Genomic DNA, 16,118 nt, shown 5'->3' with positions numbered 1-16,118 from the left:
GGATCGCTCCGCGGCGTTTTTTTTGACCCGAAACCGCCCCGCAATCCGTTTCCTCCTTCACCATGGCCACTCTCGTCTCCCAACCCACCGTCATCGAAGCCGCCGGCAACAAGCCCAAGCTCATCGAGGAATTCTTCGGTCGCGTGAACTCCCGCACCGACGCCGTCAGCATCGCCCGCATGCGCAGCCCGGGCGGCTGGGTCGAGCCGGGGCAGACGCCGGAGTTCGACGAATACACCGTCGTCCTCCGCGGCGAACTCCGGGTGGAGACCAAGGCCGGCTCGCTCGCCGTCAAGGCCGGCCAGGCCGTCCTCACGCCGAAGGGCGAGTGGGTGCGCTACTCGACGCCCCACGCCGACGGCGCCGAATACATCGCGGTGTGCCTGCCGGCTTTCTCGCCGGCCACCGTCCACCGCGACGCCTGAGCGGCACTGGCCGACGGTCGAAGGCCGCTGCGCGATGCTTGCGCCGGCCGTCGCCGTCGCCCTTGCTCGCGGCATGGGCAACTCCTGGATCACCTTCGACTGCTTCGGCACGCTCGTCGACTGGCACACGGGCTTCGCGGATATCCTGCGCCCGCTCGCGGGTGAGCGCGTCGGCGAACTGGTCGCCGCCTACCACCGCTACGAGCGCCCGCTGGAGCAGGAGCGCCCGCACCGGCTCTACGCCGACGTGCTGCGCGAGGGCGTGGCGCGCGCCGCGCGCGAGATCGGCCTCGCCGTGGCCGAGCGCGACGTGAGCGCGCTGCCGGACCACTGGGGCACGCAACCGGTCTTCGCCGACGTCGAGCCGGCGCTGGCCGAGCTGCGCGCGGCGGGCTGGAAGCTGGCCGTGCTCACCAATTGCGATCGCGCGCTCTTCGCCCAGACGCAGCGCGGCTTCCGCCAGCCGTTCGACCTGGTCGTCACCGCCGAGGAGGTGAAGGACTACAAGCCCGCGCTCGCGCACTTCCGGCACTTCTGGCGCGTCAGCGGCGTCGAGCTGCCGAACTGGGTGCACGCCGCCTGCAGCTTCTACCACGACATCGGCCCGGCGCGGGAGATGGGCATCGCGCGCATCTGGGTCGACCGCGACCGCACCGGCGAGGATCCGGCGGCCGCGACGGCGCGGATCGAGTCGCTCGCCGCCTTGCCGGCGACGGTTCAGCGGCTGACCAGGTCGTAGTGCCCGCGCGTGCGGACGAGGCGCAGCGGGGCGCCGAAAAGGTCCGAGAGCGACGCCGAGCTGAGCACGCGGCGCGGCGCGCCGTCGGCGACGATGCGGCCGGCGCGCATGAGCAGCACGCGGTCGATCTCGGGCACGAGGTCGGCGACGTTGTGCGTCACGATCACGACGCTCTTGCGGCGGCGGCAGAGCGTGCGCAGCACGCGCCGGAACTCGATCACGGCGGCCGGATCGAGGCTGGTCGTCGGTTCGTCGAGCAGCAGCGCCGCCGGGTCGTGCACGATGGCGCGGCCGATGAAGCAGCGGCGCTGTTCGCCGGAGGACATTTCCTTGAGCGAACGCGCGGCGAGGTGCGACACGCCGAGGAAACGCATCACGGCGCGGGCGCGGCGGCGCTGGGCCGGCGTCGGCCGCTGGTGTGGCCACAACCCGATGCTGTCGAAGAAGCCGGAGAGCACGAGTTCGAGCCCGGTGACGGCGCGCTCGGTGATCTCGTAGGAAAGTTTCTGCAGCTGATCGAGGGCGACGAGGCCGAGCGTCCGGCGGAAGTCCGTGATGTCGGCGAATTCCTCGCCGAGGAGCTGGAAACGGTAGCCCGGCGTGTCGGTGAGCGGGTAGAGCTCGCGCGTGAGCGTCTTGATCAACGTGGACTTGCCGCAGCCGTTCGGCCCCAGGATCGCCACGTGCTCGCCGGCCCGGAGCTGGAGGTCGAGCCCGTGCAGGGCGCGCCGCTCGCCGCGGTAGACGGTCAGCTGGCGAAAATCGAAGAGCAGGGGCGCGGCGGGCATGTCACCAATGTCGTCGTTTCGCAAAAGTGTGTCCGGACCCCGATTTGAGGTAGCGCTCGGACTCGGTCGCCTGCTTCTCGGATGAAAAGGCGACGTAGCTTCGCAGTTCCCAAGGACGGTTCATTGCGGTGCCGAGGTTCTTGCCCTCGTTGTGGTCGGAAAGGCGCTGACGGAGGTCATGGCTGTATCCCACCTACCGTTTTTTCGGATTCGCGGCGCGCTGCATGAGGTAAACGTAGTGCATGGTCCTGCTCCGCTAAAGCTGCGCAGGACATCCTTCGCCCAGGCGCTTCAAGATCAACAGCCTTTCGCGCACCGAAACGTAGGCTGTGCCATCCGAAGCTCCGCCGGAGCGAAGGATGGCGGAGGGGAGAGGATTCGAACCTCCGAGACCCTTTTGGGGTCTGGGTCTTTAGCAAAGACCTGCCTTAGACCACTCGGCCACCCCTCCGTCGGAGTGGACCGCAGAACAAAGGGAGCCGCCTCGCCGAGCGCAAGGCATTTTCCTTCCGACTCTGCCTGGTTGGGGCCCCGGAAAAGTCCGCGGCGGCGCGCTCAGACCGTGCCGGAGTAGAACTTCGGCTTCAGCACGCCGATGCAGGGGAGGTTGCGGTAGCGCTCGTTGAAATCGAGGCCGTAGCCGACGACGAACTCGTTCGGGATCTCGAAGCCGACGTATTCCGCCTCGAAGGGCACGACGCGGCGGGCCTTCTTGTCCAGCAGCACGCAGGTGCGCACGGACGCGGCCTTCTTGGCCAGGAGCAGCTCCTTCACTGCGGAGAGCGTGTTGCCGGTGTCGAGGATGTCGTCGACGAGCAGCAGGTGCTGGCCGGCGATGTCGAGCTTGAGGTTGTCGATGATGACCGGCTTGCCCGTGGCGGCGGTGCCGGCGTGGTAGCTGGAGGCGCGGATGCAGTCGAGGCGCAGCGGCGAGCGCATCTGGCGGAGCAGGTCCGCGGTGAAGATCAGGGCGCCGTTCACGACCGCGATCACCGTGAGGTCCTTGCCGCGGTAGGCGCGGTTGATCTGCTCGGCGAGGGCGGAGACGCGGCGGCGGATGGCGGTTTCGCTCACGAGCACGTGGTCGAGGTGCTTGAGCTCGGGGATCGTCGGCTTGGTGCGGGCCATGTCGCTTTAAGATTTATTCCCGTCCCGATGGCAACTGTTACAACGCGCCCGGCCGCGCCTTTGACTTTGACTCGGCGAAAACCGGCCGGTTGCCTCGCGGAGACGCGCGCACTCCCGATGATTTCCATCCAGGTCAAGCAACTCACCAAGCGATTCGGCAATGTCGTGGCGCTGCACGGGCTAGACCTGACCATCAACCCGGGCGAGCTCTTCTTCCTCCTCGGCCCCAGCGGCTGCGGCAAGACCACGCTCCTGCGCAGTCTCGCCGGCTTCTACATCCCCGAGGAGGGACAGATCCTGTTCGGCCCGGAGGACGTCACCCGCCTCGAGCCGCACAAGCGGAATACCGGGATGATGTTCCAGAGCTACGCGCTCTGGCCGCACATGACCGTGGCCGAGAACGTCGCCTTCGGCCTGCACGAGCGCAAGGTGCCGGAGACGGAGATCAAGAAGCGCGTGGACGACGCGCTCTCCTCCGTGCGCATGGAGAAATACGCCGACCGCAAGCCGAACATGCTTTCCGGCGGGCAGCAGCAGCGCGTGGCGCTCGCCCGGGCGCTCGTCATCCGCCCGCGCTGCCTCCTGCTCGACGAGCCGCTCTCCAACCTCGACGCCAAGCTGCGCCTCGAGATGCGCACGGAAATCCGCCGCGTGTGCAAGGAGTTCCAGCTCACCACCGTCTACGTCACCCACGACCAGAAGGAGGCGCTCTCCATCGCCGACCGCATGGCGATCCTCGATCACGGCTACATCCTCCAGGTCGGCGCCCCGCGCGAGGTCTACAAGCGCCCGACGCGCAAGATCGTCGCCAACTTCATCGGCGAGACGGATTTTCTCCCGGGCAAGGTGCTCGGCATCGCCGGCGGCTTCGTCACGGTCGAGACGCCGGTCGGCAAGTTCGACGGCATTTTCGGCGACCCGACGAACATTCCCGCCGTGGGCGCCGAAGTCACGGTCTCGATCCGGCCCGAGTGCTGGGAGCTGCACCGCGACGCCGAGCCGCGCAACTTCGTGCGCGGCCGCATCGGCGACTCGGTCTACCTCGGCGAAGTCGCGCAGTATGATTTCGTGACGTCGAACAACGGCACGCGCCTGAAGATCTTCGAGCGCAACCCGCGCTTCGTCGACGGCTCCGCGCGCGGCGAGCTCTACGCCGCCGTGCAGCCCGAGGACGTGATCGTGCTCACCGCCTGAGGCGCCGATGAAACGGGCCCTGATTGTCCTCGCTCTGGTGGTGGTGCTGGCGCTGCCCTTCGCCCTGCGCACGCCGTCGGCACCGACGACCGCCGGGGCCGACGACACGCTGGTGATCGTCACGCCGCACAACGAGGCGATCCGCTACGAGTTCGGCCAGGCCTTCGCCCGCTGGTATCAGGCCCGCACCGGGCGCACGGTCGCGATCGACTGGCGCGTGCTCGGCGGCACGAGCGAGATCGCCCGCTTCCTCGACGGCGAATACATCACCGCCTTCCAGAACCACTGGGTGAACAAGCTCGGCAAGCCCTGGAGCGCCGAGGTGCAGGCCGGGTCGCAGAACGGCCGCCTGCCGGCCGACGCGCCCGCGATCGTGAAGGAGGCCCGGGCGGCCTTCCTCGCCTCCGACGTCAGCTGCGGCATCGACCTCTTCTTCGGCGGCGGCACCTACGATTTCGCCAAGCAGGCCACCGCCGGGCGCTTCGTGCCGACACGGGTGGTGAAGACCCACCCCGAGTGGTTCACCGACGACGTCATCCCGCGGCTCTACGCGGGCGAGGAGTATTGGGACAAGAACGGCCTCTGGATCGGCTGCGTGCTCAGCTCCTACGGCATCATCTTCAACCGCGACTCGCTCCAGCGCCTCGGCGCCACGCGCGAGCCCGAGCAGTGGGACGACCTGACGGATTTTCGCTTCTACGGCGAGGTTGCGCTCTGCGACCCGACCAAGAGCGGCTCGATCGCGAAGGCCTTTGAAAACGTCATCCAGCAGCGGATGCAGCGGCACCTCAAGGCGCTCCGCGCCGCCCAGCCGAACGGCGACGCCAAGGCGCTCGAGGCCCAGGCGGTGCGCGCCGGCTGGACCGACGGCCTGCGGCTGCTGCAGCTCGTCGGCGCCAACTCGCGCTACTTCACCGACACCTCGCAGAAGCCGCCGATCGACGTCTCCGTCGGCAACTGCGCCGTCGGCATGTGCATCGACTTCTACGGTCGCGCGCAGGCGGAATCGGCGAGCAAGCGCGGCGGCTCCGACCGCCTCGGCTACATCTCGCCGCCGGGCGGCACGGTCAGCTCCGTCGATCCGATCGGCCTCCTGCGCGGAGCCCCGCACCGCGAGCCGGCGGAGCTCTTCATCGAGTTCGTGCTGTCGATGGACGGCCAGCATCTGTGGAACGAGAAGCCCGGCACCCCGCGCGGCCCCGAGCGCTATGCGCTGCGCCGCCTGCCGGTGCGCAAGGACTACTACGTGCACGCCGAGTGGCAGGCCGACCGGAGCGACCGCGACGCGAACCCCTTCGAGCAAAAGGATCCGCTGATCTACCGGCCCGAGTGGAGCGGCGGCGTGTTTCGCGAGATGGCCTTCATCATCCGCGTCATGTGCCAGGACACCCACGAGGAGCTGCGCGAGGCCTGGCGGGCGATCCACGCGCCCGGCATCGATCCGGCGCGGCGCGCGCGCGCCCTGGCGGTCCTGCAGGATCTGTCGGCCGTCAGCTACGACCGCACGCTGAAGGAGATCAAGTCGGCGCTCAGCTCGAAGAACAAGGTCGACGAGGTCACGCTGGCCAACGATCTCGCCGGCAAGTTCCGGGCGCAATACGCGCGCGCCACCGCCATCGCCCGCGGCAAGGCGGAGTGAGCCCGGCCGCGCCAGCCGGCGCGGTCACCAGCCGGCCACCGCGGCCGCGAACGCGGCGCGATCCGCCGCCTTGAAGAACGAGGTGCCGGCCACGAACGTGTCGGCCCCGGCGTCGCGGCACTCGCGTCCGGTGACGAGGTCGACGCCGCCGTCGACTTCGAGGCGGAAATTCAAGCCGCCCTCGCGGCGCCAGGCATCGATCTGCCGGAGCTTGGGCAGCATGTCGCGACGGAACGGCTGGCCGCCGAAGCCGGGCTGCACCGTCATGACGAGCACGAGGTCGACTCGCGGCAACAGCGCGCGGACCGCCTCGGCGGGAGTGCCGGGGTTGAGCACGATGCCACATTGGCAGCCGAGCTCGCGGATGCGGGCGAGGGTGGCGGCGTGGTCGTAGGCCGGCTCGATGTGGATGCTGATAAGATTGGCGCCGGCCTGGGCGAAGGCTTCGACGTAGCGGTGCGGCTCGGCGAGCATCAGGTGGGTGTCGAAAAACGTCTTCAGCCCCGCGCGGCGCAGCGCGGCGAGGACCTCGGGTCCGAACGTGAGGTTCGGCACGAAGTGTCCGTCCATGAGGTCGAGATGCAGCCACGGCGCGCCGGCGTCGGCGGCGATCCGGGCGCTGGCGCCGAGGGCGGCGTGATCGCCGGCGAGGAGAGAGGGGCAAGGACGGGGGCGAGCGGCATCGGCCCAAGGCAAACCGCGCGCGTGCGACAGGCCAAGCCGTTTTCCCGGCGGGTTCCGCAAGGCAGCGCGCGGTCGTCGGGCGCCGCAGGGAGGTTGGGGCGGGGCAGCGGTCCCGCCCGGGCAAGGGAAAGGGTGCCGAAGGGAAGCCTGACCCCGTGCGGGGGCGTTGCTCGCCGCCTTACCAGGTGTCGAGCACGGCGTGCAGCGCGCGCTCGGCGAGCTGCTCGGCGAGGAGCGGGAGCGTCTGATACTCGGACTGGAGCTGGCCGCTGTCGGTGAAGGCGCCGCGCGAGACCTTGAGCGGCTGGTTGGCGAAGACGATTTTCTTCGTCCGCTGGTCGGTGAGCGTGGCGCGCGCCTGGAGGATGAGGTCGTAGCGGCGCGCCAGGCCGGTGTCGTCGGCGCGGGCGACGGTCTGTTCGCGGTGGTAGTCCTCGAGCGTGAGTGTCAGGGTGGCGTCGGCCTCGGCGGGGGAATCGACGAGGCGCACGCGACCGTCCTTGATGAAGGCTTCGCGGACCTGGGTGGAGACGAGGGCGGCGGCCTGCGGCACGAGGACGTCGCTCTTCACGACGGCGACGTGGAGCGTCTGGAAGCGCGGTTCGGCGCCGGTGCCGAGGTGGTAGTGCGCGCAGGAGACGAGACCGAGCGCGACGGCGACGAGCGAAGCGAGGAAGGCGAGGCGCATGGGCGGCGCGCGTCGCTCAGAAGAGCCAGAAACGCTTTTTCTTCGGGGCGGCCGGCTTCTTCTCGTCCTTGACGGCGGGAGCGGGCTGGCCGGCGAGGCGGGCGTCGACGTCGGCCAGCATCTTGCGGGCGCGGGCGGCGACGGGCGAATCCGGGTAGGTGGTGATAGCCTCGTTGTAGAAGACCTTCGCGGCGGTGTAGTTCTTGCGGTATTTGTAGTAGTAGTCCGCGAGGATCATTTTGCTCTGCGCGAGCATGGTCTTCATGTCCGCGAGGCCCTTTTCCGCCGTGCCGGCGCCGGAGTCGCCGGGGAACTGGATGAGGTAGTCCTCGAAGTAGGTGATGGCCTCCTTGGTGGAGGCCTGGTCGTAGTAGGCGCCTTCGACGAGCGAGGAGTGGGTCTGGGCGAGCTTGAGGTAGGCGTCGGGCGTGAGGACGTTCTTCGGGTAGTTGTTGATCATCCGGTCGAGGGCGTCGATGGCCTCCTCGGTGTTGCCCATCTTCTGGTGGCCGCGCGCGATGTTCATGAGCGAGAGCGGCGCGTAGTCGGAGTAGGGGGCGTTGCGGACGATCTGCTCGAAATACTCGATGGAGCGCTCGCGGTTCTTGAAGCCGGGGATGACGCCCCAGATGTAGGGGCGGGCGCCGTCGAGGAGGAGCTGCGCGATGCGGTATTGCTCGGCGACGACCTGGGAGAACTTCTCGCTGCTCGGATACTTCATCACCATCTCCTGGAAGGCGTCGAAGGACTTGAAGTATTCCCGGCGCTTTTCGTAGAGGAGGCCGGTGCGGTAGAGGGCCTCGGCGGCGTAGAGGGAGTTCGGGTATTTCTTAGCGACCTTCTGGTAGCCCTTGATGGCGGACTTGCTGCTGCCCTTTTCCTCGGCGTTGCGGGCGGTGTTCATCAGCTCGAGGGCGTTGCGGCCCTCTTCGCCGGAGAGGCCGGCGAGGGCGCCGCCCTCGATGCGCCAGCCCTGGCCGGGCGTCCAGACGAGGTCGGCGCGGAGCGACGCGGCGCCGAACAGCGCGATGAGGACGGCGAGGAAAGCGAGGGGGCGGAGGCGGGACATGAGAAATTACCAGCGAATGAGGGTAGAGCCGTAGGTGAAGCCGGCACCGAAGGCAACAAGGAGCGTGTAGTCGCCGGGCTTGATCTTGCCGGCCTTGCGGGCCTCGTCGAGGGCGAGCGGGATCGAGGCGGACGACGTGTTGCCGTAGCGATCGATGTTCACGTAGAAGCGATCCATCGGCAGACCGAGGTTGCCGGCGAGAGCCTCGACGATGCGCACGTTCGCCTGGTGGGGGATCACGAGGTTGATTTGGTCAAGCGAGAGGTGGTGTTGTTCCACCATTTCGCGCGCGACGGTCTCCATGACGCGGACGGCGTTCTTGAAGATCTCCTTGCCCTTCATGCGCAGGAAGTGGCCCTTTTCCTCGACCGTCTTGGGCGAGGCCGGGCAGCGCGAGCCGCCGGCGGGGGTGTAGAGGTATTCGGCCAGCTCGCCGTCGGCGCCGAGGTCGGAGCCGATGATGCCGATGCCATCCTGGTCGCTCTTCTTGAGCACGGCGGCGCCGGCGCCGTCGCCGAAGAGCACGCAGGTGGTGCGGTCGGACCAGTCGGTGATCGAGGAGAGCTTCTCCGAGCCGATGATCAGCGCGCACTTGTAGCGCCCGGTGAGGAGCTGGCCGTAGGCGATCTCGAGGGCGTAGACGAAGCCCGAGCAGGCGGCCGCGATGTCGAAGGCCGTCGCGTGGGGCGGGACGCCGAGCTTGTGCTGCACCACGCAGGCGGTGGACGGCAGCGGGTAGTCGGGCGTCGCGGTGGCGATGATCAGCAGGTCGACCTCGGAGGCGCTGACCTTGGCGTCGGCGAGGGCGCGCTGGGCGGCGATGAGGGCGAGGTCGGAGCATGCCTGGTCCGGCGCGGCGATGTGTCGCTCGCGGATGCCGGAGCGGGTGCGGATCCACTCGTCGGAGGTGTCGACCATCTTGGCGAGGTCGTCGTTGGTGAGGATGCGTTCGGGCGCATAGGCGCCGACTCCGGCGATGATCACGGAGGCCATAGGTGAATTCAGTTGGTTGCCGCCGGGGCGGCGGGCGCGGGGGCCTTGATGAGCTCGTTGGCCTTCGCGACGTCGTCCTCGATGCGGTGGTAAAGGTCCTGGCGGATGATCTTGCCGGCGGCGCGGATGGCGCTGGCCCAGGCGTGGCGGTTGCTCGAGCCGTGGGCCTTGAGGATGTTGCCGCGCAGGCCCAGCAGCGGGGCGCCGCCGTAGCGGTCGGGATTCATGCGGTCCTTGAGCGCGCCGAAGGCGCCCTTGGCGAGGAACGCGCCGGCCAGGCGGACGGGATCCTTCTTCAGCTCGTCCTTGAGCATGCCGGTGATGAACTTCGCCAGCGACTCCCAGGTCTTGAGCAGGATGTTGCCGACGAAGCCGTCGCACACGACGACGTCGACGTGGTTGCGGAAAACCTGGAAGCCCTCGATCGGGCCGACGTAGTTCAGGACGCTGCCGTTGATCTTCTTCAGCAGCTCGTGCGTCTCGGCGATGAGGGCGTTGCCCTTGCCCTCCTCGGTGCCGATGGTGAGCAGGCCGACGCGCGGGTTCTCGATGCCGAAGGCCACGCGGGCGTAGTCGGCGCCGAGGACGGCGTTGTGCATCAGGTGCTCGGGCTTGGCCTCGGGATTCGCCCCGGCGTCGACGAGGATGAAGTTGCCGCCGTCGCGCGGAATGAACGCCGCGAGGGCCGGCCGGTCGACGCCATTCATGGTGCGCAGGCGGAGGGTGCCGCCGGCCATGAGCGCGCCGGTGTTGCCGGAGCTGACGGCAACCTTGGCTTCCCCGCTCTTCACCAGCTCGATGGCGCGGACCATCGAGGCGTCCTTCTTGGTCTTCAGCGCCTTGAGGGGCTTGTCCTCCATCGTGATCACCTCGGAGGCGTGCGCGATCGAGACGCGCGGATTGGCGGCGAGGCCGGCCTGCGCGACGAGGGGCGTCAGAACCTCCTGCTGGCCCACCAACACGATGGGGGCGAGGTCCTGGTCCTCGGAAAGGGCGATCTTGACCGCTGCGACGACCTCAGCGGGGCCCAGGTCGCCGCCCATGGCATCGACCGCGATGCGGGGCGGCAACGGCGTGGAACTGGCGGCTTCGGGTTGGATAGCGGGAAGCTGCCGACTGACCTTAGACGGTGACGTCCAGCACCTGGCGACCGCGATACATGCCCGTCTTCGGGTTCACGCGGTGCGGGCGGAAGGCGCCACCGTCGGTCGGGTCCTTGGCGACCTGCGGGGCTTTGAAGGCGTTGGCGGCGCGGCGGTTGGCGCTGCGGCGCTTGGATTGCTTACGTTTCGGATTGGCCATGGTAAGTGAGGATGGAGTGCAGCCGGACGCGTGGACTGGCCGCTTGTTTAAGTTGGAAGGTCGAGGAGGTAAGGTTCGGCGCGGGAGCCCGTCAAGACGTTTAACCGCCCGACCTGACGCAGGCTTAGAACAGGTAAAAGGCCGCCAGCACGACCGCCACCGCGATGCGGTAAAAGGCGAACAGCGCGAGGCCGTTGCGCGACAGGAAACGCACGAAGAATTTCACCGCCAGCGCCGCCGAGATCGCCGCCACCAGGCACCCGAGCAGCACGCTGGACCAGCCGAAGACCTCGATCATGGCCGCGCCGGACTTGTAGGACTTGTAGACCGCGGCCCCCGCCAGCGTCGGCAGGCCCACGAGGAAGCTGAACTCCGCGGCCTTCACCGGCGTCAGGCCGGCAAGATAGCCGCCGACGATCGTGACCATCGACCGGCTCGTGCCCGGCCAGAGCGCCAGGCACTGGGCGAAGCCGATGCCCACCGCCTTGCCCGGGCTCATGTCGCCCGGATCGGCCTTGGAAAAGCCGATGCCGGAGTTCCGTCGCCGCCAGCGCTCGGCCCAGAGCATGAGCAGCGCGCCGCCGATCTGCGCCGCCACGACCGCGCCGACCGAGAAGAGGTAGCGGTCGATGAAGTCGTGCGCGAGGAGCCCGATCACCGCCACCGGCGCGAACGCCAGCAGCACGTTCCGCAGCAGGCGGAAACCGGAGCTGCTCCGGCCGAACAGGCCGATGAGCATGTTCATCAGCTGCGGCCAATACATGAAGACCACCGCGAGGATGGCGCCGACCTGGATGACGACCGTGTAGGTGTCCGCCGCGAGCTTGAGGGTCAGCGGCTCGCCCTCGGGGTGTTTTTCGGACGGCTTCTTGTGCCAGAGCGGCTCGCCGGCCGCGTTGGTCAACGGCTGGTCGGACTCCAGCCCGAGCATCTGGCTGGCGATGATGAGGTGGCCGGTCGACGAGACGGGCAGAAACTCCGTCACGCCCTCGACGAGGCCGAGGACGATCGCGTCCGTCGCGCTGAGCTCGGCCACGGGCTTCGCGGCGGGCTCGCGCACCGGCTTCTTCTTCGATGCCGGACCGGCGCCCTGGGCCGCGGTGAGCGCGGCGCAGGCAACTATGACAGAGAGGAGGCGGCCCGGGAAAATGCGAAACACAGGGCGAGCGTCCGAAATCGGGCGCGGCTGTCGAGAATTATGCTTTGCCGTCGCGCGCGCGGTCCGGCTTGGATGCGCGGCCATGTTGCTCGAGCAGCTGACCGGAAAACTCCACGCCCGCCGCGATCTCGACGCCGCCGAGGCGCGCGCCGCCGCGCTCGCGCTCGCCAGCCCCGACCTGGCCGAGGCGACCAAGATCGAATTCCTCGCCGCGCTCGCGGCCAAGGGCGAGACGGCGGACGAGATCGCCGCCTTCGCCCAGGCCTACCGCGGCGTGGCGCGCGACCCCGGCGTGCAGGAATGGGCGCCGCGCGCGCTGGACATCGTCGGCACCGGCGGCGACCACGCCGGCGGCTTCAACGTCTCCACCCTCGTGACGCTCACGCTGGCCGCCGCGGGCGTGCCGGTGATGAAGCACGGCAACGCCGGCATCACCTCCAAGTGCGGCAGCGCCGACCTGATGGCGGCCTTCGGCCTCGACCTCCAGGCGTCGCCGGAGAAGACCCGCGCCGCGCTGCGCGAGCTCGGCTACTGCTTCTTCTTCGCGCCGGCCTACCACCCGACGTTCAAGCACATCGCGCCCGCGCGCAAGGCCCTCGCTGCGCGCGGCCAGCGCACGATCTTCAACATCCTCGGCCCGCTCATCAACCCGGGCCGTCCCGCGCACGTCATGCTCGGCGTCTACTCGCCGGCGCTGGTGCCGAAGTTCGCCGCCACGCTCGCGGTGCTCGGCTGCCCGGCCGGCATCGTCGCGCACGGCGCGATCGCCCCGGGGCAGGGGATCGACGAGTGGACGACGGCCACCGACAACCTCGTCGCCGGCGTCGGCCGGCTGAAGGACGCCGCGGCCAACTGGACGCCGGCGGACTTCGGCCTGGAGCGCGCGCCGTTCGCCGACCTCGTCGGCGGCGACGTCGCGACGAACGTCGCGCTCACGGAGGCGATCCTCGCCGGCCGCGCGCCGCGCGGGCTGATGGACACGATCGTCGCCGTCGCCGCGATGGGCTTGTGGGTCGTCGGCCGCCAGCCGGACCTGCGCAGCGGGGTGACGGTGGCGCGCGAGCTCCTGCGCGGCGGGGCCGTCGCCAAAAAGATTGCCGCCACCCGCGAATTCTATCGTTCGTAAGGGATGGGTTCGCGGAAATACTTCGGCACGGACGGCGTGCGCGGTGCCTACGGCAGCGCGGTCATGAACGAGGCGTTCGCCTGGCGGCTCGGCGCCGCGGCGGCCCGCTTCGCCCGTGAACGCGGCGCGGCCTCGCCGGTCGTCTACCTCGGCCGCGACACCCGTGCGTCCGGCGCCAGCCTCGAGGCGGCGCTCGCCGGCGGCCTGGCCGCGGAAGGCTTCCAGCCCGTCAGCCTCGGCGTCGTGCCCACGCCGGCGGTCAGCCTCGCGCTGCGCCAGGCGCCGGCGGCGTTCGGCGTGGTCATCACCGCGTCGCACAATCCCGCCGCGGACAACGGCATCAAGTTCTTCGGTCCCGCCGGCATCAAGCTCACCGACGACGAGGAGGCGCGCATCGAGGCCCTGCTGCCCGCGACGGCCGGCGCGGGCGGGGCCGCGCTGGGGAGCTACGACGCGCGCTCGCTCTACGTGGCGACCGCGGCGCGCCTGCTCCCGGCGCATTGCCTGCGCGGCTGGAAAATCGTCCTCGACGGCGCGAACGGCGCGGGCTGCCAGACGAGCCACGCCGTGCTGACGCAGCTCGGCGCCGAAGTCGTCGCCATCGGCTGCACGCCGGACGGGCGGAACATCAACGAAGGCGTCGGCAGCCAGCATCCGGAGCCGATGGCGGCCGCGGTGAAGGCGCACGGCGCCCGCGTCGGCATCGCCCACGACGGCGACGCGGACCGGTGCATCCTGTGCGACGAGAACGGCGACGTGCTCGACGGCGACGAGATCTTGACCGTGCTGGCGCTGCACGCCCTGAAGGGCGGCCGGCTCGCGCGCGGCCGGTTGGTGATCACGGTGCAGAGCAATCTCGGCGTCGACGCCGCGGTCGCGGCGGCCGGCGGCACGGTCGTGCGCACTCCCGTCGGCGACCGCTACGTGATCGAGCGCATGCTTGCGGACCACGCCACGCTGGGCGGCGAGTCGTCCGGCCACGTGATCTGCGCCGAGGTTTCCCCGACCGGCGACGGCCTCGTCGCGGCCCTGAAGGTGCTCGAGGTGATGCTCGCGAGCGGGCAGCCGCTCTCGGTCCTGCGCCGGCAGTTGACGAAATTTCCGCAGGTCACCGCGGCGCTCACCGTCCGGGAAAAGAAGCCGCTGGAGGGGTTGCCGACGCTCCCTGCGACCATCGCCGCGCTCGAGCGCGAGCTCGGCGCGCAGGGTCGCGTGCTGGTGCGGTATTCCGGCACCGAGCCGAAGCTGCGGCTGCTCGTCGAGGGCCCGACGGATGCGGTCGTGCACGGGGCGCTGGCGCGGCTGGAGCAGGCCGTGCGCGCGGACCTCGAGGTGGTGTAAGCCGCGCTTGCACGGTCCGCGCCGCGCTGGCATCCCGCTCGCATGACCGAGCAATCCGTCGCGTCGCTGGAGCCCCGGCTGCAAAAGCTGGTGGAAAGCGCGCGGGCGGCGTTCGCGCGCGGCGACTTCGCGCACGCGACCGCGCTGGCGCGCGAGGTGCTCGCGGTTGCGCCCGGCTGCCTGCCGGTGCGTCAGCTCGAGCGGGCGGCGCAACTGAAACGCGGTCCAGGCCGCTTCCTCGCGCGGGTTGTCGGCCGCCTCATGGCCGCGCCGCTCCTGCTGCGCGGCCACGCCGTGCGGGCGAAGGATCCGGCCGGTGCGCTGGCCTGCGCGCAGGCGGCGCTCGAGCGCGATCCGCACGGCGCGGCCGGCCTGCGGCTGCTCGGCCGGACGGCGGCGGCGCTCGGCTGGCGGGCGACGGCGGTGTTCGCCTTCGAGGCGCTCTGCGCGGAGACGCCCGGCGATCCGGCCAACCTGATCGCGCTCGGGCGCGCGCAGCTCGAGGCGGGACGGGCGGACGCGGCGGTGCGCTGCGCGGAGGCCGTGCTCGCGCGCGAGCCGATCCACGGGGCGGCGCAGGCGCTGCGCAAGGATGCGGCCGTCGCGCAGACGATGGCGGCGGGACACTGGGAGGAAGGCGGGGATTTCCGGACCAAGGTGAAAGCGTGACGACATCCGCGGCCCCGTCTCCGGCGAAGATCTACTGGACGGCCTTCGTCGGCCTGTTCTTCGACTACTACGACCTCTACCTGTTCGTCTATCTCGAGCGCGCCCTGGCGGCGGAGTTTGCGCTCAGTCCGGCGCAGAGCAGCTGGCTGCAGTTCGCGGGGCTGGCGGGCGTCGGCGCGGGCTCGCTGCTGTTCGGCGTGCTGGCGGACCGCTGGGGGCGCGGGCGCGCGATGCTGGCGACGTTCGGGGTCTACGGGCTCGGCATCGCGGGCATCAGCCTGGCGTGGAGCGCGGGGAGCCTGCTGGCGTTCCGGTTGCTGGCGTCGCTCGCGCTCGGGGCGGAGTGGGGCATCAGCCACACTTACCTGGCCGAGCGCGTCACGGGCGCCGCGCGGTATCGGTTCTCGGCGTGGCTGCAGTTCTCCATCCTCGGCGGTTTGCTCGCGGCGCTGGCGGCGCGGTTCGCGCTGCCGGTGGTGGGCTGGCGGGCGCTTTTCGCGGCATCGATCGTGCCGGTGGCGCTGCTCGCGGCGTGGCGCGGCCGGGCGTTGGCGGAGGTGCCGGCGATCGCGGCGGGCGCGCCGGTGTCGTTGGCCGAGACGCTGCGCGTGCACGGCCGCGCGTTCGCGGTGTGCTTCGCCATCGCGAGCCTGACGATCGCGAGCGGCACGATGAACGTCTTCTATGCGCGCGAGCTGCCGCAATCGCCGTGGTTCACGGTGCTGTTCTGGGGCAACGTCGCGCCCGGCATGCTCGTGGGCGCGTGGCTGGTGCGGCGGGTGGGCGTGGCGCGGGCGATGCTCGTCTACGCCGTCGGACTGACGGTGCTGTCGGTGGCGTGCTGGGGTTGGTCGTGGCCCGGGCGCAGCCTGCTCTTCGCGCTCGTGCTGCCGCTCCTGAACGGCGTGCCGTTCGGGCTGATGGGGGCGTATTTCAACGAGGTCTTCGATCGCTACCGCACGACGCTGTCCGGCGCCGCCTACAATCTCGGGCGCATCCTGGCGGGCTTCGCGCCGGTCCTGCTCACGGCGCTGGGGCTGCACGAGGGCGGGCGCTATTTCCTCTTCACCGCGGCGATCGGCCTGGCGGTGGCGGCGATCGGAACGGTGCTGCCACGGGCGGCGCTGGATCAGCGCCGCTGACGGGACGCGCGCAGCGGCGGTGACGAGGGCGC

Annotated in this window: 18 protein-coding genes and 1 tRNA gene; 8 read left to right on the top strand and 11 right to left on the bottom strand. The window is 70.0% G+C overall.

The features are described from left to right. The first annotated feature begins 62 nt into the window (after positions 1–62). Positions 63–425 carry a cupin domain-containing protein gene (locus ACMYLB_RS14230; protein ID WP_415907633.1) on the top strand — a complete coding sequence of 121 codons (363 nt, stop codon included), beginning with the start codon at positions 63–65 and terminating at the stop codon, positions 423–425. A gap of 34 nt (positions 426–459) precedes the next feature. Beyond that, positions 460–1,164, top strand: coding sequence for an HAD family hydrolase (locus ACMYLB_RS14225; protein WP_415907632.1), 705 nt, complete (start codon positions 460–462; stop codon positions 1,162–1,164). Here the strand turns inward: ACMYLB_RS14225 and ACMYLB_RS14220 are convergent. The 4 genes from ACMYLB_RS14220 to hpt form a co-directional block, all read right to left on the bottom strand. Then, a complete protein-coding gene (locus tag ACMYLB_RS14220; RefSeq protein WP_415907631.1) occupies positions 1,143–1,952 on the bottom strand; it encodes an ABC transporter ATP-binding protein in 810 nt (269 codons plus the stop codon). The genes ACMYLB_RS14225 and ACMYLB_RS14220 overlap by 22 nt on opposite strands. Before the next feature lies 1 nt (position 1,953). Next, entirely contained in the window at positions 1,954–2,145 is a 192-nt protein-coding gene (locus tag ACMYLB_RS14215; RefSeq protein WP_415907630.1) for a GIY-YIG nuclease family protein, read from the bottom strand. Positions 2,146–2,312: 167 nt separating this feature from the next. Further along, positions 2,313–2,403, bottom strand: a tRNA-Ser gene (locus ACMYLB_RS14210). 104 nt (positions 2,404–2,507) lie between these two features. Then, positions 2,508–3,080 carry a hypoxanthine phosphoribosyltransferase gene (gene hpt, locus ACMYLB_RS14205; RefSeq protein WP_415907629.1) on the bottom strand — a complete coding sequence of 191 codons (573 nt, stop codon included), beginning with the start codon at positions 3,078–3,080 and terminating at the stop codon, positions 2,508–2,510. A gap of 117 nt (positions 3,081–3,197) precedes the next feature. On the opposite strand from hpt, the gene ACMYLB_RS14200 reads away from it, so the two are divergent. After that, complete coding sequence (locus ACMYLB_RS14200; protein ID WP_415907628.1) at positions 3,198–4,274, top strand: ABC transporter ATP-binding protein; 1,077 nt, start codon at positions 3,198–3,200, stop codon at positions 4,272–4,274. A 7-nt stretch (positions 4,275–4,281) separates the two neighbouring features. After that, positions 4,282–5,913 carry an ABC transporter substrate-binding protein gene (locus ACMYLB_RS14195; protein ID WP_415907627.1) on the top strand — a complete coding sequence of 544 codons (1,632 nt, stop codon included), beginning with the start codon at positions 4,282–4,284 and terminating at the stop codon, positions 5,911–5,913. A 24-nt stretch (positions 5,914–5,937) separates the two neighbouring features. Here ACMYLB_RS14195 and rpe read toward each other — a convergent pair whose 3' ends face one another. The 7 genes from rpe to ACMYLB_RS14160 form a co-directional block, all read right to left on the bottom strand. Further along, complete coding sequence (rpe, locus tag ACMYLB_RS14190; protein ID WP_415907626.1) at positions 5,938–6,609, bottom strand: ribulose-phosphate 3-epimerase; 672 nt, start codon at positions 6,607–6,609, stop codon at positions 5,938–5,940. Positions 6,610–6,775: 166 nt separating this feature from the next. Beyond that, on the bottom strand, positions 6,776–7,285 hold the full coding sequence (gene lptE, locus ACMYLB_RS14185; protein WP_415907625.1) for an LPS assembly lipoprotein LptE: 510 nt from the start codon (positions 7,283–7,285) through the stop codon (positions 6,776–6,778). 16 nt (positions 7,286–7,301) lie between these two features. Beyond that, positions 7,302–8,354, bottom strand: coding sequence for an outer membrane protein assembly factor BamD (gene bamD / locus ACMYLB_RS14180; RefSeq protein WP_415907624.1), 1,053 nt, complete (start codon positions 8,352–8,354; stop codon positions 7,302–7,304). A gap of 6 nt (positions 8,355–8,360) precedes the next feature. Beyond that, positions 8,361–9,347 (bottom strand): beta-ketoacyl-ACP synthase III, encoded by a 987-nt coding sequence (locus tag ACMYLB_RS14175; protein WP_415907623.1) that lies wholly within the window; start codon positions 9,345–9,347, stop codon positions 8,361–8,363. Positions 9,348–9,355: 8 nt separating this feature from the next. Next, on the bottom strand, positions 9,356–10,417 hold the full coding sequence (plsX, locus tag ACMYLB_RS14170; RefSeq protein ID WP_415907622.1) for a phosphate acyltransferase PlsX: 1,062 nt from the start codon (positions 10,415–10,417) through the stop codon (positions 9,356–9,358). 52 nt (positions 10,418–10,469) lie between these two features. Further along, positions 10,470–10,649 (bottom strand): 50S ribosomal protein L32, encoded by a 180-nt coding sequence (rpmF, locus tag ACMYLB_RS14165; protein ID WP_415907621.1) that lies wholly within the window; start codon positions 10,647–10,649, stop codon positions 10,470–10,472. 124 nt (positions 10,650–10,773) lie between these two features. Further along, the gene (locus tag ACMYLB_RS14160) at positions 10,774–11,808 is read right to left on the bottom strand and encodes an undecaprenyl-diphosphate phosphatase (RefSeq protein WP_415907620.1); all 1,035 of its coding nucleotides are present in this window, start codon (positions 11,806–11,808) and stop codon (positions 10,774–10,776) included. Between the two features lie 82 nt (positions 11,809–11,890). Here ACMYLB_RS14160 and trpD point away from each other — a divergent pair, with 82 nt between their 5' ends. From trpD to ACMYLB_RS14140, 4 genes are read left to right on the top strand one after another with little or no spacing between them, the layout of a single operon-like run. Continuing rightward, entirely contained in the window at positions 11,891–12,934 is a 1,044-nt protein-coding gene (gene trpD / locus ACMYLB_RS14155; protein ID WP_415907619.1) for an anthranilate phosphoribosyltransferase, read from the top strand. A gap of 3 nt (positions 12,935–12,937) precedes the next feature. Then, entirely contained in the window at positions 12,938–14,275 is a 1,338-nt protein-coding gene (gene glmM / locus ACMYLB_RS14150) for a phosphoglucosamine mutase (protein WP_415907618.1), read from the top strand. A 42-nt stretch (positions 14,276–14,317) separates the two neighbouring features. Beyond that, a complete protein-coding gene (locus tag ACMYLB_RS14145) occupies positions 14,318–14,944 on the top strand; it encodes a tetratricopeptide repeat protein (protein ID WP_415907617.1) in 627 nt (208 codons plus the stop codon). Continuing rightward, the gene (locus ACMYLB_RS14140; RefSeq protein ID WP_415907616.1) at positions 14,941–16,086 is read left to right on the top strand and encodes an MFS transporter; all 1,146 of its coding nucleotides are present in this window, start codon (positions 14,941–14,943) and stop codon (positions 16,084–16,086) included. Before ACMYLB_RS14145 ends, ACMYLB_RS14140 begins: the two co-directional genes overlap by 4 nt. Positions 16,087–16,118: the final 32 nt, after the last annotated feature.

Origin of the sequence: Oleiharenicola sp. Vm1, from assembly GCF_047777955.1 — a bacterium.
Classification (GTDB): domain Bacteria; phylum Verrucomicrobiota; class Verrucomicrobiia; order Opitutales; family Opitutaceae; genus Didemnitutus.
The sequence above is the reverse complement of the archived record's forward strand: the minus strand, read 5'-3'. Positions and strand labels throughout refer to the sequence as shown.

Coding starts and splice junctions, on each gene's coding strand:
- rpmF (WP_415907621.1), bottom strand. CDS start 10,649: ATGGCCAATCCGAAACGTAAGCAATCCAAGCGCCGCAGCGCCAACCGC.
- ACMYLB_RS14195 (WP_415907627.1), top strand. CDS start 4,282: ATGAAACGGGCCCTGATTGTCCTCGCTCTGGTGGTGGTGCTGGCGCTG.
- glmM (WP_415907618.1), top strand. CDS start 12,938: ATGGGTTCGCGGAAATACTTCGGCACGGACGGCGTGCGCGGTGCCTAC.
- trpD (WP_415907619.1), top strand. CDS start 11,891: ATGTTGCTCGAGCAGCTGACCGGAAAACTCCACGCCCGCCGCGATCTC.
- ACMYLB_RS14225 (WP_415907632.1), top strand. CDS start 460: ATGCTTGCGCCGGCCGTCGCCGTCGCCCTTGCTCGCGGCATGGGCAAC.
- ACMYLB_RS14175 (WP_415907623.1), bottom strand. CDS start 9,347: ATGGCCTCCGTGATCATCGCCGGAGTCGGCGCCTATGCGCCCGAACGC.
- ACMYLB_RS14200 (WP_415907628.1), top strand. CDS start 3,198: ATGATTTCCATCCAGGTCAAGCAACTCACCAAGCGATTCGGCAATGTC.
- ACMYLB_RS14220 (WP_415907631.1), bottom strand. CDS start 1,952: ATGCCCGCCGCGCCCCTGCTCTTCGATTTTCGCCAGCTGACCGTCTAC.
- ACMYLB_RS14230 (WP_415907633.1), top strand. CDS start 63: ATGGCCACTCTCGTCTCCCAACCCACCGTCATCGAAGCCGCCGGCAAC.
- bamD (WP_415907624.1), bottom strand. CDS start 8,354: ATGTCCCGCCTCCGCCCCCTCGCTTTCCTCGCCGTCCTCATCGCGCTG.
- ACMYLB_RS14145 (WP_415907617.1), top strand. CDS start 14,318: ATGACCGAGCAATCCGTCGCGTCGCTGGAGCCCCGGCTGCAAAAGCTG.
- lptE (WP_415907625.1), bottom strand. CDS start 7,285: ATGCGCCTCGCCTTCCTCGCTTCGCTCGTCGCCGTCGCGCTCGGTCTC.
- hpt (WP_415907629.1), bottom strand. CDS start 3,080: ATGGCCCGCACCAAGCCGACGATCCCCGAGCTCAAGCACCTCGACCAC.